At 76.0% G+C, this 22,059-nt stretch carries 18 protein-coding genes; 15 read left to right on the plus strand and 3 right to left on the minus strand.

Going from position 1 to position 22,059, the window contains the following annotated elements; genetic code table 11:
- Positions 1-31: 31 nt before the first annotated feature.
- The 6 genes from BUE45_RS01540 (at position 32) to BUE45_RS01565 (ending at position 5,899) form a co-directional block, all read left to right on the plus strand.
- Positions 32-970, plus strand: a complete 939-nt coding sequence (locus tag BUE45_RS01540; RefSeq protein ID WP_073374125.1) for a LysR family transcriptional regulator — start codon at positions 32-34, stop codon at positions 968-970.
- A gap of 49 nt (positions 971-1,019) precedes the next feature.
- On the plus strand, positions 1,020-1,814 hold the full coding sequence (locus tag BUE45_RS01545; RefSeq protein ID WP_073375262.1) for an SDR family oxidoreductase: 795 nt from the start codon (positions 1,020-1,022) through the stop codon (positions 1,812-1,814).
- A gap of 212 nt (positions 1,815-2,026) precedes the next feature.
- Positions 2,027-2,722 (plus strand): GntR family transcriptional regulator, encoded by a 696-nt coding sequence (locus BUE45_RS01550; protein WP_073374127.1) that lies wholly within the window; start codon positions 2,027-2,029, stop codon positions 2,720-2,722.
- Between the two features lie 81 nt (positions 2,723-2,803).
- Positions 2,804-3,730: a sucrase ferredoxin gene (locus BUE45_RS01555; protein WP_073374129.1), complete on the plus strand. Its 927-nt coding sequence runs from the start codon at positions 2,804-2,806 to the stop codon at positions 3,728-3,730.
- A 145-nt stretch (positions 3,731-3,875) separates the two neighbouring features.
- Positions 3,876-4,214, plus strand: a complete 339-nt coding sequence (locus BUE45_RS01560; protein WP_143173231.1) for an ArsR/SmtB family transcription factor — start codon at positions 3,876-3,878, stop codon at positions 4,212-4,214.
- Positions 4,211-5,899, plus strand: a complete 1,689-nt coding sequence (locus BUE45_RS01565; protein WP_073374131.1) for a SulP family inorganic anion transporter — start codon at positions 4,211-4,213, stop codon at positions 5,897-5,899. Before BUE45_RS01560 ends, BUE45_RS01565 begins: the two co-directional genes overlap by 4 nt.
- Positions 5,900-6,114: 215 nt before the next feature.
- On the opposite strand, the gene BUE45_RS33715 is transcribed toward BUE45_RS01565, so the two are convergent.
- On the minus strand, positions 6,115-7,977 hold the full coding sequence (locus tag BUE45_RS33715; RefSeq protein ID WP_073374133.1) for a serine/threonine protein kinase: 1,863 nt from the start codon (positions 7,975-7,977) through the stop codon (positions 6,115-6,117).
- Between the two features lie 274 nt (positions 7,978-8,251).
- On the opposite strand from BUE45_RS33715, the gene BUE45_RS01575 reads away from it, so the two are divergent.
- The 4 genes from BUE45_RS01575 (at position 8,252) to BUE45_RS01590 (ending at position 12,628) form a co-directional block, all read left to right on the plus strand.
- A complete protein-coding gene (locus tag BUE45_RS01575; protein ID WP_073374135.1) occupies positions 8,252-9,505 on the plus strand; it encodes a cytochrome P450 in 1,254 nt (417 codons plus the stop codon).
- A gap of 3 nt (positions 9,506-9,508) precedes the next feature.
- Complete coding sequence (locus BUE45_RS01580) at positions 9,509-10,663, plus strand: endo-1,4-beta-xylanase (RefSeq protein ID WP_281256317.1); 1,155 nt, start codon at positions 9,509-9,511, stop codon at positions 10,661-10,663.
- Complete coding sequence (locus tag BUE45_RS01585) at positions 10,660-11,571, plus strand: aminoglycoside phosphotransferase family protein (protein WP_073374137.1); 912 nt, start codon at positions 10,660-10,662, stop codon at positions 11,569-11,571. Before BUE45_RS01580 ends, BUE45_RS01585 begins: the two co-directional genes overlap by 4 nt.
- 94 nt (positions 11,572-11,665) lie before the next feature.
- Positions 11,666-12,628 (plus strand): alpha/beta hydrolase, encoded by a 963-nt coding sequence (locus tag BUE45_RS01590; RefSeq protein WP_073374139.1) that lies wholly within the window; start codon positions 11,666-11,668, stop codon positions 12,626-12,628.
- A 12-nt stretch (positions 12,629-12,640) separates the two neighbouring features.
- On the opposite strand, the gene BUE45_RS01595 is transcribed toward BUE45_RS01590, so the two are convergent.
- Together BUE45_RS01595 and BUE45_RS01600 are read right to left on the minus strand one after the other, a co-directional pair.
- On the minus strand, positions 12,641-13,342 hold the full coding sequence (locus BUE45_RS01595; protein WP_073374140.1) for a pentapeptide repeat-containing protein: 702 nt from the start codon (positions 13,340-13,342) through the stop codon (positions 12,641-12,643).
- Between the two features lie 48 nt (positions 13,343-13,390).
- Positions 13,391-14,959, minus strand: a complete 1,569-nt coding sequence (locus BUE45_RS01600; RefSeq protein ID WP_073374142.1) for a PucR family transcriptional regulator — start codon at positions 14,957-14,959, stop codon at positions 13,391-13,393.
- 223 nt (positions 14,960-15,182) lie between these two features.
- On the opposite strand from BUE45_RS01600, the gene BUE45_RS01605 reads away from it, so the two are divergent.
- The 5 genes from BUE45_RS01605 to BUE45_RS01625 all read left to right on the plus strand — a co-directional run bounded on the left by BUE45_RS01605 (position 15,183) and on the right by BUE45_RS01625 (position 21,991).
- Positions 15,183-16,052, plus strand: coding sequence for an FAD binding domain-containing protein (locus BUE45_RS01605; RefSeq protein ID WP_073374144.1), 870 nt, complete (start codon positions 15,183-15,185; stop codon positions 16,050-16,052).
- Entirely contained in the window at positions 16,043-16,567 is a 525-nt protein-coding gene (locus BUE45_RS01610) for a (2Fe-2S)-binding protein (protein WP_073374146.1), read from the plus strand. Before BUE45_RS01605 ends, BUE45_RS01610 begins: the two co-directional genes overlap by 10 nt.
- Entirely contained in the window at positions 16,564-17,934 is a 1,371-nt protein-coding gene (locus BUE45_RS01615; protein ID WP_073374148.1) for an 8-oxoguanine deaminase, read from the plus strand. The genes BUE45_RS01610 and BUE45_RS01615 overlap by 4 nt, the downstream gene beginning before the upstream one ends.
- Positions 17,934-20,333, plus strand: a complete 2,400-nt coding sequence (gene pucD / locus BUE45_RS01620) for a xanthine dehydrogenase subunit D (protein WP_073374150.1) — start codon at positions 17,934-17,936, stop codon at positions 20,331-20,333. The genes BUE45_RS01615 and pucD overlap by 1 nt, the downstream gene beginning before the upstream one ends.
- Before the next feature lie 218 nt (positions 20,334-20,551).
- Complete coding sequence (locus tag BUE45_RS01625) at positions 20,552-21,991, plus strand: NCS2 family permease (RefSeq protein WP_073374152.1); 1,440 nt, start codon at positions 20,552-20,554, stop codon at positions 21,989-21,991.
- Positions 21,992-22,059: the final 68 nt, after the last annotated feature.

The following is a 22,059-nucleotide window of genomic DNA, read 5'->3' on the forward strand; positions in this document are numbered from 1 at the left end:
CATGAACACGCTCTGACCCATACTGGATCGCATGGAATCCGAGGACGCCGACCGCGTCACCCGCCTGCTCGCCCCCCGCCTGCACATGCTGGCCGCCCTGGCGCGGACCGAGCACGTCACCCGCGCCGCCGAGGTGCTGGGCATGCCCCAGCCCACGCTGAGCAGGGCGATCGCCCGCCTCCAGGAGGACACCGGGCTCACCCTGGTCGAGCGCACCGGGCGCGGGGTGCGGCTGACGCGTGCGGGCCGCCTGCTGCTGCCGCACGTGGAGCGGGCCCTGGCCGACCTCGCCCGCGGTGTGGGGGAGCTCACCGACGCCGACCGCGGCCGCGTCGGCCTGACCTTCCTGCCCACCCTGGGCGTGGAGGTGGTGCCCGCCCTGCTGCGGGACTTCCGCCGCGCCCGCCCCGACGTGCGCTTCACCCTGGTGCAGGAGCCCTGGGCTGACTCCCTGCGCCGGCTGGCCGCGGGCGGCGCCGACCTGGCGCTCACCTCGCCGCTGCCCGCCGACCCGCTCCTGGAGTCCACCGTGCTGCACACCCAGGCGCTGCGCCTGGTGGTGCCCGAGCACCACCGGCTGGCCGCCGCCGGCCGCGCGGTCGCCCTGGCCGAGGTCGCCGGGGAGGAGTTCGTGCTCCTCAAGCCGGGGCGCGGGGTGCGCCACCTGACGGACCTGATCACCGACCGGGCCGCCCTGACCCCGAAGGTCGCCTTCGAGGCCGACGACATCGCGACGGCGCGCGGGCTGGCCGGCGCCGGGCTGGGGGTGACGGTGCTGCCCGCGCGTCCGCGCGGACCGCTGCCGGGCACCGTGGAGCTGGCCCTGTCCGACCCCGGCGCGGTGCGCCCCATCGGCGTGGTCCACCCGGCCCGGGGGTCCGGCGGCGGGTACACGCCGCCGGCCGTGGCGACGTTCCTGGAGCACGTGCGCCGCCACGGGCCGCGGCTGATCCCCGACCTGACCGGCTGAGCGGGAAACCCTTTGCGGGGCGGGCCCGCCCGCCGCCACCATGGCCCCCATGACACGAGACCACGGCCTACAGGCCGAACGCTCCGCCCGCCCCGTGGCCCTGGTGACCGGGGTGGGCCGCACCCGCGGCATCGGCGCCGCCGTCGCCCTGCGCCTGGCCGCGGCCGGGTGGGACATCGCCTTCACCCACTGGACGCCCTACGACGCGCGCATGCCCTGGGGCGCCGAGCCCGGGGCCGCCGCCGCGGTCGCCGACGGCCTCGCCGGGCACGGGGCCGCGCACCTCGCACTGGAGGCCGACTTCGCCGACCCCGCGGTCCCCGACCGGGTCGTGGAGCGGGTCGCGGCCGAGATGGGACCGCCCACCGCCCTGGTGCTGTGCCACTGCGAGTCGGTGGCCACCTCGCTGCTGGACACCGGCGTGGAGTCCTTCGACCGCCACTTCGCGGTCAACGCCCGGGCCTCCTGGCTGCTGGTGCGCGCCTTCGCCCGCGCGTTCGAGGGCCCCCGCGGGGCGGGCAGGATCGTCGCGCTGACCAGCGACCACACCGCGGGCAACCTGCCCTATGGAGCCAGCAAGGGGGCGCTGGACCGGATCGTCCTCGCCGCGGCCCGCGAGCTGGCGCACCTGGGCGTGAGCGCCAACGCGGTGAACCCCGGGCCGGTCGACACCGGCTGGATGACACCCGAGGTGCGCGAGGAGACGGCCGGGTACACCCCGCTGGGCCGCCTCGGGACCCCGCAGGACACCGCCGACCTGGTCGAGTTCCTGTGCTCGCCGCGCGGGGGGTGGATCAACGGCCGCCTGCTGAGCAGCGACGGCGGGATCTCGGCCCCGTCCTGAGCGCGGCGCGACCGCCGCGTTCCGGATCAGGACGGTATCCGGACCGCGACGGCCGCGCGCCCCATAGTCGGCCGGAACTTGTCCGAATGTCAACAAAACGGGGGCACGCCGCCACCCCCCGCAACCGGACCGAGACCCGAACGGGTCCGACTTTCCACTGTGTGCGCCCTACACTTTCCCAGCACCCCGCACCCCGCCACCCGAGGAGACGCATGCGCAGGGCCCGGCGGCGCGGTCTCGCCCACGAGGCGGCCGACCGCATCCGCGAGTCCATCCTCCAGGGCACCCCGCCCCCGGGCTCGCCCCTGCGCGAGGTCGAGCTGGCCGCGCTGCTGGACGTCAGCCGCGGGTCCGTCCGCGAGGGGCTGGCCCTGCTGGAGCGCGACGGCCTGGTGGTCAGCGAGTGGCACCGCGGGGCCCGCGTCATCGGGCTCACCCCCGAGGACGCCGACGAGGTCTACACCGTGCGCGGCGCGCTGGAGCGGCTGGCCGCCCACCGCGCCGCCACCCGGGCCACGGAGGCGCAGCTGGCCGCGCTGGCGGACCTGGCCGACGCCCTGGAGCGGGCGCTGGACGGGGGCGCCGACCCCGCCGAACTGCTCCGCCTGGACCTGGGCTTCCACGACCTGGTCTACGAGATGGCGGCCAACGCCCGGCTGGTGCGGGCCTGGGAGGGGCTGCGCTCCCCGGTCCAGCTGTTCCGGCTCGCCCGGGCGCGCCACCGCCCGTACTACCGGCGCGCCTCGCTGGCGGAGCACCGGGCTCTGGTGGACCTGTTGGCGCGGGGGGACGCGGAGGGCGCCGCCCGCCACGCCGAGGCGCACGTGGCCGCCTCACGCGACTCTCTGATCACAGCACTCGACACGGTTCACAATGACAACAGCAGTGACTTGGATAGGCTAACCTAACTTCGTCGCGTGAGCGCGTCCGGGTACGTACCGGACCCCCGCGCGCCCGTTCGCCTTCCCCGCCCTCGATTGGACCGACCCGTGCGCCTACCCACCGCCCCGGACGGCAGCCGGGGCTGCTCGGCCCTGGCCCGCTACACCGGCGAGCAGATCGCCGGGACGGCCGGACGCACCGTCGGATGGCTGCTCATCGAGCACCCCGGGCCCTGGCGCCACCCCGCCTTCTCCAGCCCCGGCCTGGACCGCGACGTCGTCTCCGCCCTGGCCGCCCGGATCACCGGCCACGACGTGCGGCCCCAGCTGATCAAGCGCCCCGGCGCCCAGCGGGGCGGCGACGGGCCGCGCCGCGCCTACCTGGCCCACGTCAGCCGCACCTCCCCCTGGGTGCGCCGCATCGACTTCACCGACCAGGCCGAGCTGGCCGGCATCGACGTCACCGCCGCCGAGCGCCCCGAGCCGCCGGACTTCGGCGTCCCGGTGGACCACACGCTGTACCTGGTGTGCACCCACGCCAAGAAGGACCCCTGCTGCGCCGTCCTGGGCCGCCCGGTGGCCGCCGCCCTGGCCGGCAGCGAGGCCGAGGTGTGGGAGACCACGCACGTGGGCGGCGACCGGTTCGCCGCCAACCTCGTCGCCTTGCCCCAGGGGGCCTACTTCGGCCGCCTGGACCCGGACTCGGCGGTGGACACCGTCACCGCGTTCGAGCGCGGCCGCATCGTGCCCGGCAACTTCCGCGGCCGGTGCAGCGACTCCTCCGCCGTCCAGGCCGCCGAGGCGGCGCTGCGCGCCCGCCTGGGCGCCGTGGGCACCGACGAGGTCACCCACCTGGGCGAGGAGGACACCCCCGAGGGCGTCCGCGTCACCCTGGGCCACGACCGGGGCCTGTACACCGTCTCCGTGGCCCGCGAGGAGGGGGACGCCTGCCCCGCCACCTGCTCGGCGCTGGAGCCCAGCCGCCCCGTCCACCACCGGGTCACCGAGATCGAGGGCCTGCCCGTCCGCGTCTGAACCCGGGGCCCGCGCTCCCCCGGTCGGCGGCCCCCGCCGACCGGGGGCTCCCCGTGCCCGGTCGGCGCCTCCGGATGATGATGTGAAGAATTCTTCATATGGGCATAAGCTGAAGGCGATCCCGAACCCCACCCGAGGACAGCCCGTGCACCGTCCCCTGTACCAGGCCAAGGCCGAGTTCTTCCGGATGCTCGGCCACCCCGTGCGCATCCGCGTCCTGGAGCTCCTCCAGGACGGCCCGCGCCCCGTGCGGGACCTGCTCGCCGACACCGAGGTCGAGCCCTCCAACCTCTCCCAGCAGCTCGCGGTGCTGCGCCGCTCGGGCATCGTCACCTCCCGCCGCGAGGGCTCGGGAGTCGTATACGCCCTGGCCGGCCCCGACGTCGCCGACCTGCTGCGCACCGCCCGGCGCATCCTCACCGACCTCAACGACGAGCGCGCCCACCTGCTGACCGGAGGCGACGAGGGGGGCACCGCGCGATGAGCCGCCCCGGGCGCACGCGCCCCCCGTTCCGCCTCCCCTCCCCGCTCCCCGGGCGCACCGACCTGGCCGCGATGCGCCGCGCCCCCGGCCGCGACCTCCTCGCCGGGGTCACCGTCGCCCTCGTCGCCCTGCCCCTGGCCCTGGGCTTCGGCATCTCCTCGGGGCTGGGGGCCCAGGCCGGCATCGCCACCGCGATCGTCGCCGGGTTCCTGGCCGCCCTCTTCGGCGGCTCCAACCTCCAGGTGTCGGGCCCCACCGGCGCCATGACCGTGGTCCTGGTCCCCATCGTCGCCGCCCACGGCCCCTCGGGCGTCCTGATGGTCGGCCTCATGGCCGGGCTGATCCTGCTGGCCCTGGCCTGGGCGCGCGGCGGGCGCGCCATGCGCTACGTGCCCGCCCCCGTCATCGAGGGCTTCACCCTGGGCATCGCCGCGGTCATCGCCCTCCAGCAGCTGCCCTTCGTGCTGGGCCTGCCCCAGGACGGGGGCCACAACGTGGCTGCGGGCGCCTGGCGGCTGGTCCGCGACTTCGCCGCCGACCCCGACTGGACGCCCCCGGCGATCGCGCTGGGCACGGCGGCGGCCATGCTCCTGGGCGCCCGCTGGAAGCCGGCCGTCCCGTTCTCCCTGCCGGCGGTGGCCGCCGCGACCGCCCTGGTGCACCTCACCCCGCTCTCGGCGCCCGCCATCGGCGCGCTGCCCGCGGGCCTGCCCGCCCCGTCGGCGGGCTTCCTCGACCCGGCCGCGGCGGGTCCGCTGCTGGGCGCGGCGGTCGCCGTGGCCGCTCTCGCGGCGCTGGAGTCGCTGCTGTCGGCCACCGTCGCCGACGGCATGCGGGTGGACGAGCGCCACGACCCCGACCGCGAGCTGTTCGGGCAGGGCGTGGCCAACCTCGTCGTGCCGTTCTTCGGGGGCGTGCCCGCCACTGCCGCCATCGCCCGCACCGCGGTCAACGTGCGCTCCGGCGCGGTGAGCCGCCTGGCGGCGATGACCCACGCCGTGGTCCTGGCCGCGGTGGTCCTGGCCCTCGCGCCGCTGGTCTCCCTGGTGCCGCTGGCCGCCCTGGGCGGCGTCCTGCTGGCCACCGCCGTGCGCATGGTCGAGGTCGGCTCGGTGCGCGTCCTGATGCGCTCCACCCGCGGCGACGCCGCCGTCCTGGTGCTGACCGCGGTGGCCACCGTGGCCCTGGACCTGGTCACGGCGGTCCTGGTCGGCATGGCCGTCACCGCGCTGCTGGCCCTGCGCGCGGTGGCGCGCGGCGCCCGCCTGGACCGCGTGGAACTCGCCGAGGGCCTGCACGGCGACCACGGGGCCCAGGAGCGCGCCCTGCTCGACGAGCACATCGTCGCCTACCGGCTGGACGGCCCGCTGTTCTTCGCCGCCGCCCACCGGTTCCTGCTAGAGCTGACCGAGGTCGCCGACGTCTCGGCGGTGGTCCTGCGCATGTCCCACCTGAGCACCGTGGACGCCACCGGCGCGATGGTGCTGGACGACGCCGTGCGCCGCCTGGAGCGGCGCGGCATCACCGTGCTGCTGTCGGGGGTGCGCCCCGACCACGAGCGGGCGCTGCGCTCCCGGTCCGCGATCGAGGGCCTGTACGCCCGCGGGCTGGTGCTGGACACCACCCCGCAGGCGATCGGCCGCGCCCACGCGCTGCTGCGCGAGCGCGGCACGCTACCGGCCTGAGGCGTCCGGCGCGGGCGCGGCGCGGACCGGGCACCCGGCGAGGAGGGCGGGCCGGTCCGCGCCGTGGTCGGCGTGGACCCCGCCCGGCTCGCGCAGGAGGGGTGAACACCTCGGCGGCGCGCTCGGCGGGGACGCCGGTGGGGGTGACCACGACGCGGCGGTCGCGCCCGCCCCTGCCGCGCGCGCCGGGGCCGCGGCGCCGACGCCGGTCCGCCTCAGCCCCAGAAGCCGAAGCCGTACAGCAGGAAGTTCGTCGCCGCGATCACGCCCAGCGCCAGCACCGCTCCGGTCACGAACGAGGTGCGCAGCGACCGCACCAGGAACTCCAGCGAGACCAGGTTGTTGAGCAGGAAGTAGCCCAGCATCGTGGCGTGCCAGAACCCGTCCATCGTCAGCGGCTCGAACGCGAAGCCCGCACCGGTCCACACGTCCGTCTCGGTCGTGAACCACGCCCACGCCAGCGCGGCGCCGTACCCCAGCGGGATCTGGATGAACGGCAGGACGAGCAGCGGCAGCAGCTTGGCGAAGCTCCACAGGCTCGGCCGACCCGCCTCGCGGGCCTCGGCCTGGGCCCGCCGGGCCGCGTCCTGCTCGGCGCGCACCCGCTCGCGGTGGGCGCGGTCGGCCTCCTGGCGGCGCTGGCGCTCCACCTGCTCGTCGTGGCGGCGGCGCTGCTGGGCGGCGTACTCCTCCTGGCGGCGGCGCTCCTGCTCCTGGCGCTCCTGCTGGACGCGCAGCTGCTCCTGGTGCCGGTCGTACTCGCGCCGGCGCAGCTCGTCGGCGTCGGCCGCGGGCTCCCCGCGCCGCCCGCCGTACAGGTCGGCGTAGGGGTCGTCCCCGCCCTGGTCCCGGCCCTGCCCGGCGGCGGGGATCCCCCGGGTGGAGTCGTACCCCTGGCCCTGGCCCTGCGCCGCCCCGAACTGCCGCGTGGCGTCGTACCCGGGCTGCCCCTGCCGTCCCGCGTCGAACCGCTGCGTGGGCGCGTGGCCCTGCCCCGGCGCCTGCCCCTGGCCCAGCACCGAGGTCGCCCCCTGGTCCGTGCCCTGGGGCGGAGTGGTCCGGGTGGCCTGGTCGTCGCCCCAGGCGCCCGCGGCGGCCCCCGCCGCCGCCCCGGCAGCGCCCCCGGCCGCCGCCGCGCCCCACACCCGCGTCGGGTCCTGGCCGCCCTCGCCGCGCGCGTGGGTGCCGGTCTGCTCCGCCGAGGCGGCCAGCGCCCGGTTCACCTTGGCGACCTGCTCCTGCACGCCCGTCATGACCGCGGGCGGCAGCCACGTCGCGCCCGCGTGCACGTCGCCCAGGTAGTCCAGGATCTCGCCCGGGGTGGGGCGCCCGCGCGCGTCCTTGCTCAGGCACGCCGCGACGAGGTGGCGCAGCGACTCGGGCACCCGCGACAGGTCCGGCTCGCGGCTGATGATCCGCATGACCATGGTCGGCATCGACCCCTCGCCGAAGGGCCCCGTCCCCCCGGACGCGTACGCGAGCACCGCGCCGTAGGCGAACAGGTCCGAGGCCGGGGCGAGCGCCTCCCCCTGCACCTGCTCCGGGCTCATGAACCCGGGCGTGCCGATCACCGACTGCGTCGCCGCCGTGCCGTCCGTGGCCCGCGCGATGCCGAAGTCGATCACCCGCGGCCCGTCCTCGGCCAGCAGCACGTTGCCCGGCTTGAGGTCGCGGTGGATCAGCCCCACCCGGTGGATCTCGCCCAGGGCCTCGGCGAGCCCGGCCGCCAGCACCCGGACGGTCGCCTCCGGCAGCGGCCCGTGGGCCGCCACCGCCTCGTCCAGCGGCAGCGAGGGCACGTAGGAGGTCACCAGCCACGGGACCTCGTCGTCGGGGCCCGCGTCGATCACCGGCGCCGTGAACGCGCCGCTCACCTGGCGGGCCGCGGCCACCTCCCGCGCGAACCGCTCGCGAAAGGCCGGGTCGGTCGCCATGTGCGGGTGGATCCGCTTGACCGCCACGGCGCGCCCGCCCGCGGAGCGGCCGAAGAACACCTGGCCCATACCGCCCGCCCCCAGGCGTCCGATCAGCCGGTACCGGCCGATGCGATCGGGATCGGTGCTCTCAAGGGGACCCAACGTCCTCAGTCCTTCCGCATTCGCCGAGCCTGACAGGGCCTCGCACACCACACGTGCACCAGACCCCAGCGATCGTAGCCAACCCCGCGGGTACGGCGGACCCGTCGCGCCCCGGCCCGTTCGCCGCGCCGCACCGCCCGCCCGGCCCGCGGTGCGCGGGCAACGCCCCGCCGCCGCCCGAAGTTCCCCCCTGTCCTGGATCGGCCAACTCCCCGTACCGCCCGCGCCGCGGCCCCGGTCCGCCTAGGGTCGTAGACAGTCGAGAGGAGTGCCCATGCAGGTCCTGAGCTCCCTGCGGACCGACGCCCGCCTGCGCGCCTTCCAGGCGATGACCTGGGTGGCCGCCCAACGGGGGGACCACGTCTCCCGGCTGCTGCACCACCCGTGGCGGGCGAACCCCTACCCCACCCACCGCCGCCTGCGCGCCCAGGGCGACCTCGTCACCGGCCGCTTCGGGTTCCGCACCGCCACCACCCACGCCCTCGTCCAGCAGGTCCTGCGCGAGCGCGCCCTGGGGGTGCGTCCGGAGGATCCGGGCTCCGTCCCGGCCGAGATCGACCTCATCGACCTCTCCTTCCTCACCCGCAACCCGCCCGAGCACACCCGGCTGCGCGCCCTGGCCCGGCCCGCGTTCAGCCCGCGCCACCTGGAGCGGTACGCGGTCGAGATCGAGAAGATCGCCCACGACCTGCTCGACCGCGCCCTGGCCCGGGGCCGCTTCGACCTCATGGCCGACTTCGCCCACCCCCTGCCCATCGCGGTCATCACCCGGCTGCTGGGCGTCCCCGACGACGACCGCGCCGCGTTCGTGGAGATCGGCGCCGCCATCGGCTCCTCGCTGGACGGCGCCCGCTCCGGACGCCACCTGCGGCGCATCCGGGAGGCCTCCGCGCGGCTGGACGACCTGTTCGACCGCCTGATGCGGCTGCGCCGCGCCGACCCGCGCGACGACGTCGTCTCCGACCTGACCGCCGCCGTCGACGGGGGCGGCCTCACCCCGGCCGAGATGTCCGCGATGTGCCGCCTGCTGCTCGTGGCGGGGTTCGAGACCACCGTCAACCTCATCGGCAACGGCACCGCCGCCCTGCTGCGCCACCGCGACCAGTGGGACCTGCTCACCGCCGACCCCGGCCGGGCGGAGAACGCGGTGGAGGAGGTCCTGCGCTACGACCCGCCGGTGCAGATGACCTCCCGCTGGGTGAACGGGGACACGACCGTCATGGGACACGGGCTACAGCGGGGCGGCTACCTCCTGTGCTCGATCGCGTCCGCCGGACGCGATCCCGACCGCTTCACCGACCCGGACCGCTTCGACATCACGCGCGCCGACGCCTCCGACCACCTCGCCTTCTCCGGCGGCGTCCACTACTGCCTGGGCGCGCCGCTGGCCCGGCTGGAGGGCCGGATCGCCCTGCGCGCGCTGGCCGAGCGGGCGCCGGGGCTGCGCCCCGCCGGGGCACCGACCCACCGGCCCACCACGACCCTGCGCGGCCTGGCCTCCTTCCCCGTCACCACGGGAGAGGGGTGAGGGGTGGCCGCGCAGCGCACCGCCGGCGGCGGGGGGACCGGGCCCGTCAACGGCAAGGGGGTGCTCCTGGCCGCCGCCCTGTGCGCGGTGATCCTCACCGTCACCGGCGTCCTGGTCGCCGTCCTGCCCGAGCCCGAGCAGGAGGGCCACCGCCTGCCCGCGCTCGCCCGGTCCCACGGCATCGACCTGGGCGTCGCCGTGGCCGTGGACCCCCTCGACCGCGACCGGCGCTACCGCGGCCTCGTCGAGGACCACTACACCTCCGTGACCGCCGAGAACACCATGAAGTGGGAGCACGTCCAGCCCGAGCGGGGCGAGTACGACTGGAGCGGCCCCGACGCCGTCGTCGACTTCGCCGCCGACAACGGCCTCGGCGTGCGCGGCCACACCATGCTCTGGCACAACCAGCAGCCCGCCTGGCTCGCCGAGGGCGACTGGGACGCCGAGGAGCTCAGCGCGGTCGTCCACGAGCACGTCACCACCGTTATGGAGCGCTACCGCGGCCGGATCGGCGCCTGGGACGTCATCAACGAGCCCCTGGAGGACGGCGGACCGCAGATGCGCCGCAACCTCTGGTACGAGGTCCTGGGGCCCGACTACATCGCCCGGACCCTCTACAGCGCCCACGCCGCCGACCCCGACGCCGCGCTCTACATCAACGAGTTCGGCATCGAGAGCGCCGGCCCCAAGGCCGACGCCCTCTACGACCTGGTCGCCGGCCTGGTCGAGCGCGGGGTGCCCGTGCACGGCGTCGGCTTCCAGTCCCACTTCGTGCACGGCAACGTCCCCGACGACCTCGCCGAGCAGATGCGCCGCTACACCGACCTGGGCCTGGAGGTGGCCGTCAGCGAACTGGACGTGCGCGTCGACGCGCCCGTCACCGACGAGGACCTGCGCGAACAGCGCCAGGAGTACCACGACGTCCTGGCCGCCTGCCTGGAGGTCGAGGGCTGCGTCAACGTCACCGTCTGGGGCGTCACCGACGCCCACTCCTGGATCCCCGAGTGGTTCCCCGGCACCGACGCCGCCCTGCCCTTCGACACCGCCTACCGGCCCAAGCCCGCGCTCTCGGGCATGGTCGACGCGCTCTCCCGCCGCGGGCGGCGGCCCGGCCCCGCCCGCGGCGCCCGCCCCCGCCCGCCCGGGGCCGCCCCGTGAGCGCCCTCGTCCCCGACCGGGTCGCCGCCGCCCTGGCCCGCTCCTGCGGACCCGCGTGGGTCGCGGACCTGCCCCGCCGGGCCGCGGAGCGGCTGGACGCCTGGAACCTGACCCCCGCCGGCGCGGCGATGCACGGCGTCGTCGCCCTCGTCCTGCCGGTCACCCGCTCCGACGGCCGCCCGGCCGTGCTCAAGCTCCAGCCCGTCGACGAGGAGACCCGCGGCGAGCCCGACGCCCTGCGCGCCTGGGACGGCCGCGGCGCGGTCCTCCTGCTCGACCGCGACCCCGCCTCGGGCGCCCTGCTCCTGGAGGCCCTGGACCACACCCGCGACCTGGACTCCACCGTCGGGACCCACGGCATCGACCGGGCGGCGGAGGTCGTCGGCGGACTCCTGGCCTGCCTCAACGCCGTTCCCGGCCCGGCCGGGCTGCGCCGCCTGGGCCCCATGACCCTGCGCCTGGTCGAGCGCGCCCGGGCGCTGGAGGCCGCCGGCCCGCCCGCCGGCACCGCCGCCGCCCTGGACCGCTGGGCGGGCGTCGCCGCCGACGTGGCCGCCGAGCCCGGGGACCGCCTGCTCCACTGGGACCTGCACTACCAGAACGTGCTGGCCCCGCTCCCGGGCGCCGGGCGCGGCCCCTGGCTGGCCATCGACCCCAAGCCCCTGGCCGGCGACCCGGGGTACGAGCTGCTGCCCGCCCTGTGGAACCGCGCGCCCCGCGGCCCCGGGGCCGCGCGCCTGCTGCGCCGCCGCTTCGACCTGCTCACCGACGCCGCGGGACTGGACCGCGACCGGGCCCGCTCCTGGACCCTGGTCCGGGTCCTGGAGAACACGGTCTGGTCGCTGGAGGAGGGGGACCCCGCGCGCACCGGGGAGATGCTCGCCATCGCCCGTGCCCTGGGCTCCTGAGCCGGCCCCGCGCTCCCCAGGGCGGCCCCGCCGCGGACCGCCCCGGGGAGCGGGGCGCACACTGGGGCCACCACCGAACCGACGGGAGACACCGGTGACCGCACCGCCGCCCTTCGACCCCGAACTCGCCGCCGCCCTGGAGCGGCTCGGCGACCGGGTCACCCCGTCCATCACGCCCGACCGCATCCAGGAGGTCCGCGCCGCCCGCGCCGCCCTGCCGATCGGGGGCGACTTCACCTGCGGCGGCGCCTTCACCGAGCACGCCCTCAGCGCGCCCCGCGGCGACGGCACCGGGGTGCCGCTGCTGCTGTGGCGGCCGGTCGGCTCCGGGGCGCCCGCCGGGCTGCTGTACTGGATCCACGGCGGCGGCATGATCGTGGGCACCCACCGCGGCCGGGAGGTCCCCGGCCTGCTGGCCCTGGCCCGCGAGCTGGGCCTGGCGGTGGCCTCCGTCGGCTACCGGCTCGCCCCCGAGCACCCGCACCCCGCGCCGGTGGAGGACTGCTACACCGGGCTGGCCCACCTGGTCGCCGGCGCGGCCGGGCACGGCCTGGACGCCTCCCGCGTCGTGGTGGGCGGCGCCAGCGCCGGCGGCGGGCTCGCCGCCGCCACCACCCTGCTGGCCCGCGACCGCGGCGGGCCCCGGACCGCCGCGCAGCTGCTCCTCTACCCCATGCTGGACGACCGCAACGACTCCGGGTCCGCCCACCAGATGGCGGGCCTGGGCGTGTGGGACCGCACCTCCAACGCCACCGGGTGGGGCGCCCTGCTGGGCGCGGACGCGGGCGGCCCCGACGTCTCCCCCTACGCCGCGCCCGCCCGCGCCGCGGACCTGTCCGGGTTGCCCCCGGCGTTCCTGGACGTGGGCTCGGCCGAGACGTTCCGCGACGAGGTGGTCGACTACGCCGCCCGCATCTGGCGGGCGGGCGGCGAGGCGGAGCTGCACGTGTGGCCCGGCGCCTACCACGGGTTCGACACGCTCGTCCCGGAAGCCGACCTGTCCCGCCGGGCGGCGGCCGTGCGCCTGCCCTGGCTGCGCCGGACCCTGGGCGGGTGAGGACCCGCGGCCTCAGTCGGCCAGGGTGATCCCCAGCGCGCCCAGCAGCAGCCGCGCCTGCGCGGGTCCGATCGTGGCCCCGCGCAGGTACTGCGCCTGCTCCAGGGAGGGCTCGCCCAGGTCGGCACCGCGCAGGTCGGCCCCCGCGAGCCTCACCCCCACCAGCGAGGCGCCGCGCAGCCGCGACTCCACCCACACCGTCTCGCGCAGGTCCGCCGCCGAGAGGTCGGCCTCGTCCAGCCGCAGCCCCTCCAGGACCCGGCCGCGCAGGTCGATGCCCTTGCAGCGGGCCAGCATGAGGTTGCAGTGGTCGAAGGAGTACCCCACCCCGCGCAGGGACGTCAGCCCCGCCCCCGTCATGCGGCACCCGGAGAACACCGCGTCGGTCAGCAGCGCCCGCTGCCACCGGGTGTTGGCCAGGTCCACCCGCTCGAACCGCGCCTCGGCGCACTCGGCCCCGCCGAACGACGCGCCCGCCGCGCTCCCGCCGAGGAAGTGCGTCCCCTCCAGCTCCGCGCCGTCCAGGCGCGCCCCGTCCAGCCGGCAGTCCCGCAGCCGCGCCTCGGCCAGGTCCACCCCGCGCAGGTCGGCCCCGGTCAGGTCGCACCCCGCCAGCTCGCGGGGAGCGCCCTGCGCGCTCGCCCACTCCTCCCGCAGATCGGCCCCCGCCAGATCCGCGCCCTGCAACGACTTCCCAGAAACATCCGTGCCCATGGGCGCGCACCCTACCGCGCCCCGCCGACACACGGCGGCCCGAGCGCGTCAGTCGCGCAGCTTCAGCGCCAGGAACAGGTCCACCCGGTGCTCCAGGCTGCTCAGGTCGCGTCCGGTCAGCTCCTCCACCCGGCCGATCCGGTACCGCAGCGTGTTCACGTGGACGTGCATCGAGGCCGCGCAGCGCTGCCAGGACCCCGAGTGCTCCAGGAACCGCTCCAGCGTCTCGACCAGCTCCGACCGGTGGTCCCGGTCGTAGGCCACCAGCGGCCCCAGCAGCCGCTCCCGGTAGGAGCTCTGCACCTCCTCCGGGACCGAGGCCAGCAGCAGCTCGTGGGAGTCGATCTCCGCCCCCGCGATCACCCGCCACCGGCCGCCGCGCAGCTCGGCCAGCCGCCGGGCGTGCCGGGCCTCCACCGCCGCGCCCCGCAGCTCCGGGACGCCGCGCGCGGCCGAGGACGACCCCAGCGCCAGCCGGTGGTCCAGCAGGCCCCCCTCCAGCACCCGCGCCCCGGCCACCAGCACCGTGCGCACCCGCTCGGCCGCCTCCCGGGGGTCTCCGCCGGCGGCCACCGGGACCAGCGCCAGCGTGTCGCCGTCCCCGTCACCGGTCACCACCGCGCCGGGCAGGTCCGCCACCAGCTCCGCCACCACGTGCCGGGCCAGCTCGCCCGAACGCGGCGCGGGCAGCATCACGGCGCTGACCACCACGTGGTCCTCGCCCCCGCCCTGCGGGGTGCCCCGCAGCAGCGCCGACACCTCGTCGAACCGCTGCGCGGCCAGCAGCCGGGCCACCCCCTCCAGGTGCCGGGCCTCGGTGCTCCACCTCTCCTCCAGCCGGCCCCGGGCCAGCACGGCCACCGACGCCAGCTCCGCGACCGTCTCGCGCTCCTCCTCCGACCACACCGCCTCGTCGCCGGCGCACACCAGCAGCCACCGCGACAGCGGGTGCGACCGGGACGTGGCCGCCTCCCGCACCGTCACCACCGCCTCGCCGGCGCCGGCGAGACGGGTGGTGTGCGGCAGCAGCGGCCACGACAGCGTTCGGGCGGCCAGCCACTCGCGCTCGGCCCGGCCCAGGCCCGCCCCGTCCCCGGCGACCAGCCGGCCCGTCGGGGAGACCACCCACGCGCGCACCCCCACCTGGGCCGACGCCCGCGCGAAGACCTCGGCGAAGTCCGCGCCCGCGGCCACCTCCGCCACCGCCTGGCGCAGGCGGTCCCGGTGGCGCGCCAGCCCGGCGAACCTGCGCCGGGTGTGCGACCCCAGCACCTCCTCGGTCACCGCGCCGAACGACGTCTCCGCCGGAACCTCCACCAGCGGCACGCCCCGCCGCGCGCACGCCTGCACCAGGTCGTCCGGCACCGAGCCCAGCGCCGTCCCCGCGGCGACCGCCACGGCGCCGGCCGCCTGCACCGAGGCCACGAACCGGTCCGAGTCCTGCGGCCCCTCGTGCCACATCATCCCCGTCAGCACCAGCTCGCCCCCGCGCAGGTACCGCTCCGGTTCGAGCAGGTCGGTGGTGTAGGCCCACCCCACCTCGCGGTCGGCGTGCTCGGCCCCCGCCAGGAAGCGCAGGTGCAGCCGCTCGACCGCGATCAAGTCGCCAAGGCGCATGAACGTCCCCCGAGTCCGAGTGTCGATGGTGGTGCCCGAGACGATACGGGACTTCGATGGTGGGGACGTACGAACGCACCCGCGCACCCCGCTTGTAGGAAACGACCAACGGGAACCGTTCGTTCCGCCGCCACTTCATGTCATCGCCGCCTGGAACCGACGACACCCCAGTGGTGTACTTCACATCACCATCAGGGCACACGACACACGAGGATCCCTTCACATGCGATTCCTGAGCCCCTCCACCCTGCAGGAGGCGCTTGAGGCCAAGGCCGAGCACCCCGGAGCCGTCCCGATCACCGGCGGCACCGACGTCATGGTCGAGCTGAACTTCGACAAGCGCCGGCCCGACCTCCTGCTCGACCTCACCCGCGTCGCCGAACTCGGCCGCTGGGAGGCCGACGGCGAGGGCCGCACGCGCCTGGGCGCCGCCGTGCCCTACAGCCGCATCATCGCCGAACTGCCCGCCCTGGCGCCCGGCCTGGCCAAGGCCTCCCGGACCGTCGCCTCCCCGCAGATCCGCAACCGCGGCACCGTCGGAGGCAACCTCGGGGGCGCCTCCCCCGCCGGGGACGCCCTCCCGCCGCTGCTGGCCACCGACGCCCTCGTCGAACTCGCCTCCGTCCGGGGCACCCGCACCGTCCGGGCCCGCGACTACTTCCTGTCGTTCCGCACCACCGCCCGCCGGGACGACGAGCTGATCACCGCGGTCGTGCTGCCCGCGCCCGCCGGCCCCCAGCACTTCGCCAAGATCGGCACCCGCAACGCCATGGTCATCGCCGTCACCTCCTTCGCGCTGGCCCTGGACACCCGCGGCCGCACCGTCGGCACCGGCATCGGCTCGGCCGGCCCCACCCCGCTGCGCGCCGAGGCCGCCGAGGACTTCCTCGCCGGGGAGATCGACTGGGACTCCCCCGCCCCGCTGCCCGAGGCCGCCGTCCGCCGCTTCGGCGAGCTCGTCGCCGCGGCGGCCCGCCCCATCGACGACCAGCGCGGCAGCGCCGCCTACCGGCGCCACGCCCTGTCCGTCATGGCCCGCCGCACCCTGACCTGGTCCATCACCGACTACCGCAAGGAAGCCGCATGCGCGTGAACATCAACGTCAACGGCCAGAACGTCACCGCCGACGACGTCTGGGCCGGCGAGAGCCTGCTCTACGTCCTGCGCGAGCGCCTGGGCCTGCCCGGCAGCAAGAACGCCTGCGAACAGGGCGAGTGCGGCTCCTGCACCGTCTACCTCGACGACGTCACCGTGTGCTCGTGCATGGTGGCCGCGGGCCAGGCCGAGGGCCGCTCCGTGCGCACCGTCGAGGGCCTGGCCCAGGGCGCGGGCAAGGGCGGCGACCGCCCCCTGAACAGCGTGCAGCAGGCCTTCCTGGACGCCGGAGCCGTCCAGTGCGGCTTCTGCACCCCGGGCCTGCTCGTGCAGACCGACGACCTGCTCGACCGGACCGTCGGCGCCGGGCTGCCCGCCCCCACCGACCCCGAGATCCGCGAGGCCCTGGCCGGCAACCTCTGCCGCTGCACCGGCTACGAGAAGATCCTCGACGCCGTCCGCCTGGCCGCCGACCGCCTCGCCGACACCGACAACGCGGGGAGCAACGCGTGACCGACCACCGCAGCCTCGTCATCGAGGGCGCCCACGTCGCCACCGTCGACGGCGCCGAACACCCCGACGGGCACATCGTCGCCCGCGCGGGGGCCATCACCGCCGTCGGCCCCGGCCCCGCCCCCGCCCACCTGGTCCCCGACGACGCGACCCGCGTCGACGGCCGCGGCCACCTCGCCACCCCGGGCCTGGTCAACACCCACAACCACCTGTACCAGTGGGCCACCCAGGGGCTGTTCACCGACGGCACCCTCTTCGAATGGCTCGTCGGCTCCTACGAGATCTGGCACCGCCTCGACGCCCGGGTCGTCGCCGACACCACCACCGCCGGGCTCGCCCACCTGGCCCTGTCCGGCTGCACCACCGCCTCGGACCACCACTACATCCACCCCGCCGGGCGCGGCGACATCGTCGACGCCCAGGTCGGCGCGGCCCTGGAGGTGGGCCTGCGCCTGGACCTGGCCCGCGGCTCCATGGACCGCGGCCACAGCCAGGGCGGCCTGCCCCCGGACAGCGTCGTGGAGACCCTCGACGGGGCCCTGGCGGGCACCGCCGAGGCCGTCGACGCCCACCACGACCCCTCCCCCGCGTCCATGACGCGCGTCGCGGTCGCCCCCTGCTCCCCCTTCTCCGTCAGCCGCGACCTCATGGTCGAGTCCGCGCGCCTGGCCCGCGACCGGGGGGTGCGCCTGCACACCCACCTCGCCGAGACCCTCGACGAGGAGGAGCAGTGCCGCGCCGAGTTCGGCTGCACCCCCGTCGAGTACGCGGAGAAGCTCGGCTGGCTCGGCCCCGACGTCTGGTTCGCCCACGCCGTCCACCTGTCCGACGACGCCATCGCCCGGATGGCCGCGACCGGCACCGGCGTCGCCCACTGCCCCACCTCCAACGCCCGCCTGGGCGCCGGCATCTGCCGCACCACCGAACTCCTGGCCGCCGGGGTCCCCGTGGGCCTGGGCGTGGACGGCCCCGCCTCCAGCGAGCTCACCCCGCTGGCCGGGGAGATGCACCAGGCGCTGCTCATGGCCCGCGCCCGCAGGGGCCCCCAGGCTCTCAGCGCCCGCCAGGCCCTGCACATGGCCACCCTGGGCGGCGCCCGCGTCCTGGGCCGCGACGCCGAACTCGGCTCCCTGACCGTCGGCAAGCAGGCCGACATCGCCCTGTGGCGCGTCGACGGCCCCGGCTACGACGTCATCGCCGACCCCGTCGTCGCCGCCGTCTTCGGCCCCACCCCGCCGCTGGCCGGCCTGTGGGTCGGCGCCCGCCCCGTCGTCAGCGGCGGGGAACTCACCACCGTCACCCGCGAGGCCGCCGCGGCCCGCGGCCGCAACGCCCACGCGCGACTGATCCAGGAGGCGAACCGCTGATGGCAGCGACCACCGTCACCGACCTCACCAGCACCACCAGGGACGGCATCGGCGCCAGCCCGCTCCGCCCCGACGGCACACTCAAGGTCACCGGCGAATTCGCCTACTCCTCCGACATGTGGATGGAGGGCATGCTCTGGGGCGCCACCCTGCGCAGCCCCCACCCGCACGCGGAGATCCTCTCCGTCGACATCACCGGGGCCCTCAAGGTTCCCGGCGTCGAGGCCGTCCTCACCCACGAGGACGTGCCCGGCGCCAAGCGATACGGCCTGGAGTTCGAGGACCAGCCCGTCCTCGCCTACGGCAAGGTCCGCTACAAGGGCGAGCCCGTCGCCGTCGTGGCCGCCGACCACCCCGAGACCGCCCGCCGCGCCATGGAGCGCATCCGGGTCGACTACCGGGTCCTGGAGCCGGTCACCGACCCGCGCCGGGCCGCCATGGACCCGCACTGCCCCCTGGTCCACGAGGCCGGGTCGATCCCCGACCACCCCGAGTACAACCAGCGCGGCAACCGCCTGCGCCACCAGCCCATCCGCACCGGCGACTTCACCGGGCCCGACGCCGACGCGGCCCTGGAGGCCCTGCGCGCCCGCGCCGACGTGATCGTCGCCGACGAGTACGAGGTCGGCATGCAGGACCAGGCCTTCCTCGGCCCCGAGTCCGGCATGGCCGTCCCGGCCGAGGACGGCGGCGTCGACCTCTACGTCGCCACCCAGTGGATCCACGTCGACCAGCGCCAGATCGCCCCGGCCCTGGGCCTGCCCCAGGAGAAGGTCCGCGTCACCCTGGCCGGCGTCGGCGGCGCCTTCGGCGCCCGCGAGGACCTGTCCATGCAGATCCACGCCTGCATGCTCGCCCTGCACACCCGCAAGCCCGTCAAGTTCGTCTACAACCGCGAGGAGTCCTTCTACGGGCACGTCCACCGCCACCCCGCCAGGATGCGCTACGAGCACGGCGCCCTGGCCGACGGCACCCTGCTCTACGCCACCGCCGAGGTCATCGTCGACGGCGGCGCCTATGCCTCGGCCACCCCGGCCGTGGTCGGCGTCGCCTCCTCCCTGGGCCTGGGCCCCTACGAGATCCCCCACGCCCGCGTCGACGCCTACGGCGTCTACACCAACAACCCGCCCTGCGGCGCCATGCGCGGCTTCGGCGCGGTCCAGGCCTGCTTCGCCTACGAGTCCCAGATGGACCGGCTGGCGCAGGAGCTGGACATGCACCCCGTCGAGCTGCGCATCAGGAACGCCATGAGCCAGGGGTCACGCGTCATCACCGGGCAGGAGGTCGACATGCCCCTGCCCATGGCCGACATGCTCGCCCGCGCCCGCGACCTGCCCATGCCCCCCGAGCGCGCGGCCCTGCCCGACCCGGCGGACCTGCGCACCCTGCCCGGCGGCGTCGCCGGGACCACCCACGGCGAGGGCGTCGTCCGCGGCGTCGGCTACGGGGTGGGCCTGAAGAACCTCTGCTTCTCGGAGGGCTTCGACGACTACTCGACCGCGCGCGTGCGCCTGGAGTCGGCGGGCGGCGAGCCCGTCGCCCTCGTCCACACCGCCGCCGCAGAGGTCGGCCAGGGCCTGGTCACCGTCAAGGGCCAGATCGCCCGCACCGAGCTGGGCGTGGAGAAGGTCGTCATCGCCCCCGCCGACACCAGCGTCGGCTCGGCCGGGTCCTCCTCCGCCTCCCGCCAGACCTACATGACCGGCGGCGCCGTGCGCGCCGCCTGCCTGGCGGTGCGCGGGGAGGTCTTCGCCCTGGCCCGCGAGCGCGGCCACGTCCCCGACTCCGTGGGCGACGAGGAGCTGTCCCTCACCGGGGGCAAGGTCGTCGCGCGCACCCTGGGCGCCCTGGTCTCCCTCGCCGACCTGCTCGCCGACGGCACCGTCGTGGAGCAGACCCGCGAGTACCACCACCGCCCCACCGAGATGCTCGACCCCACCCTGGGGCAGGGCTCCTCCCACACCCAGTTCGGGATGTGCGTCCACCGCGCCGTCGTGGACGTGGACGTGGACCTGGGCCTGGTCAAGGTCATCGCCCTGGACGCGGTCCAGGACGTCGGCAAGATCATGCACCCGCTCCAGCTCATCGGCCAGATCCAGGGCGGCTCCACCCAGGGCCTGGGCCTGGCCCTGATGGAGGAGGTCCAGGTCGGCGAGGGGCAGATCCGCAACCCGTCCTTCACCGACTACCTCATCCCCACCATCCTCGACACCCCGCCCATGCGGATCGAGGTCCTCGAACACCCCGACCCGCACGCGCCCTACGGCGTGCGCGGCGCCGGGGAGCCGCCCACGCTGTCCTCCACGCCCGCCGTCGTGGCCGCCGTCCGCGCCGCCACCGGCCGGGCGCTCACCCACGCGCCCGTGCGCCCCGAGGACATCGTCGGCATCCCCCTGTAAGCCCGCAGGCGGTGCGGCGGCGACCCCGCCGCACCGCCCCCCTCCCTCACCCACCCGGTGAGCGGCCCCGGCGCACGCGCCCATCCGCGCACGCGCGCGCCACCGCCCCGGGCCGCGGGACCGCCGACGGCCCCGCACGCCCACGGAGAGTCACCCAGAGTGACACTCCGAACACGACAGGCGACCCACGGCCGCCCCGTTTCCCTCCAGGAGGGGACATGACCCCACGCGACAGCGCCCAGCGCCCGCAGTCCACCCCCCGCGAAGGTCGATCCTGGCTCGACCGCTACTTCTCCATCACCCACCGGGGCTCCACCCCCGGCCGCGAACTCCGCGGCGGACTCACCACCTTCATGGCGATGGCCTACATCATCGTCCTCAACCCCGTCATCCTGGGCGGCGCCACCGACATCAACGGCGACCACCTCGACCCCGCCCAGCTCACCACCATGACCGCCCTGTCCGCCGGGCTGGTCACCGTCATGATGGGCGTGGTCGGACGCGCCCCCATCGCCTGCGCCGCCGCCCTCGGGGTGATGGCGGTCGTCGCCTACCAGGCCGCGCCCGCCATGACCTGGCCCGAGGCCATGGGCCTGGTGGTCTGGCAGGGCGTCGTCATCATCGCCATGGTCCTCACCGGCGTCCGCACCGCCGTCATGAACGCCCTGCCCCGCGACCTGAAGGTCGCCATCGGCGTCGGCATCGGCCTGTTCGTCACCCTCATCGGCCTCAAGAACGCCGGGTTCGTCAGCCGGGGCGAGGGCGGCAGCCTCCTGCAGATGGGGGCCGAGGCCGACGGCGGACACCTGCTGGGCTGGCCCGTGCTGATCTTCGTCATCGGCCTCACCCTCGCCTCGATCCTGCTGGTCCGCGGCGTCCCCGGCGCCATCTTCTACGGCATCGTCGGCGCCACCGCCCTGGCCGTCGCCGTCCACTACGCCTTCGGGCTCGACGCCGCGCAGTGGGGCGGCAGCGCACCCGAGCTGCCGGCCTCGCCGATCGCCGCCCCCGACTTCGGCCTCCTCTTCCAGGTCGACCTCCTGGGCGCCTGGACCACCGCCGGCCCCACCACCGCCGGCGTCATCCTCTTCACCCTCGTCCTGGCCGGGTTCTTCGACGCCGTGGGCACCATCCTGGCCATCGGCGCCAAGGCCGGCATCACCGACGAGCGCGGCGCCATGCCCCGCGTCAACCAGATCCTCGTCACCGACGGCACCGGCGCCGTCGTCGGGGGCCTGACCAGCTCCTCGGCCACCCTCGTCTTCGTCGAGTCCACCGCCGGGGTCGGCGAGGGCGCCCGGACCGGGCTGTCCAGCGTCGTCACCGGGGCCCTGTTCCTGACCGCGATCGTCTTCGCCCCGGTCTTCTCCATCGTGCCCGCCCAGGCGGCCTCGGTCGCCATGGTCCTGGTGGGGGCGCTGATGATGACCCACATCGCCGACATCGACTGGACCGACCCGGGCGTGGCGGTCCCCGCCTTCCTCACCATCGCGATGATGCCCTTCGCGTTCGACATCGCGAGCGGGATCGGGATCGGGATCATCGCGCACACCGTCCTGCGCACCGCGCAGGGGCGCGTCCGCGACGTCGGATGGCTCATGTGGGTCCTCACCGCCGTCTTCGTCTTCGACTTCTCCATGCACGCCCTCGGCCTCTGATCCGGCCGGGATGCCAGGAGACCGGTTCGCGAGGTTTGCGGGCCGGTCTCCCCCCGCGTCCGGAAAAA

This window comes from Nocardiopsis flavescens, assembly GCF_900141985.1.
In the GTDB taxonomy this organism is placed as follows: Bacteria; Actinomycetota; Actinomycetes; order Streptosporangiales; family Streptosporangiaceae; genus Nocardiopsis; species Nocardiopsis flavescens.

Bases quoted from the DNA above. Each gene is read 5' to 3' on its own strand.
- BUE45_RS01605 (WP_073374144.1), top strand. From the start codon at position 15,183: ATGCGATTCCTGAGCCCCTCCACCCTGCAGGAGGCGCTTGAGGCCAAG.
- BUE45_RS01565 (WP_073374131.1), top strand. From the start codon at position 4,211: ATGAGCCGCCCCGGGCGCACGCGCCCCCCGTTCCGCCTCCCCTCCCCG.
- BUE45_RS01595 (WP_073374140.1), bottom strand. From the start codon at position 13,342: ATGGGCACGGATGTTTCTGGGAAGTCGTTGCAGGGCGCGGATCTGGCG.
- BUE45_RS01540 (WP_073374125.1), top strand. From the start codon at position 32: ATGGAATCCGAGGACGCCGACCGCGTCACCCGCCTGCTCGCCCCCCGC.
- BUE45_RS01610 (WP_073374146.1), top strand. From the start codon at position 16,043: ATGCGCGTGAACATCAACGTCAACGGCCAGAACGTCACCGCCGACGAC.
- BUE45_RS01575 (WP_073374135.1), top strand. From the start codon at position 8,252: ATGCAGGTCCTGAGCTCCCTGCGGACCGACGCCCGCCTGCGCGCCTTC.
- BUE45_RS01545 (WP_073375262.1), top strand. From the start codon at position 1,020: ATGACACGAGACCACGGCCTACAGGCCGAACGCTCCGCCCGCCCCGTG.
- BUE45_RS01550 (WP_073374127.1), top strand. From the start codon at position 2,027: ATGCGCAGGGCCCGGCGGCGCGGTCTCGCCCACGAGGCGGCCGACCGC.
- pucD (WP_073374150.1), top strand. From the start codon at position 17,934: ATGGCAGCGACCACCGTCACCGACCTCACCAGCACCACCAGGGACGGC.
- BUE45_RS01625 (WP_073374152.1), top strand. From the start codon at position 20,552: ATGACCCCACGCGACAGCGCCCAGCGCCCGCAGTCCACCCCCCGCGAA.
- BUE45_RS01600 (WP_073374142.1), bottom strand. From the start codon at position 14,959: ATGCGCCTTGGCGACTTGATCGCGGTCGAGCGGCTGCACCTGCGCTTC.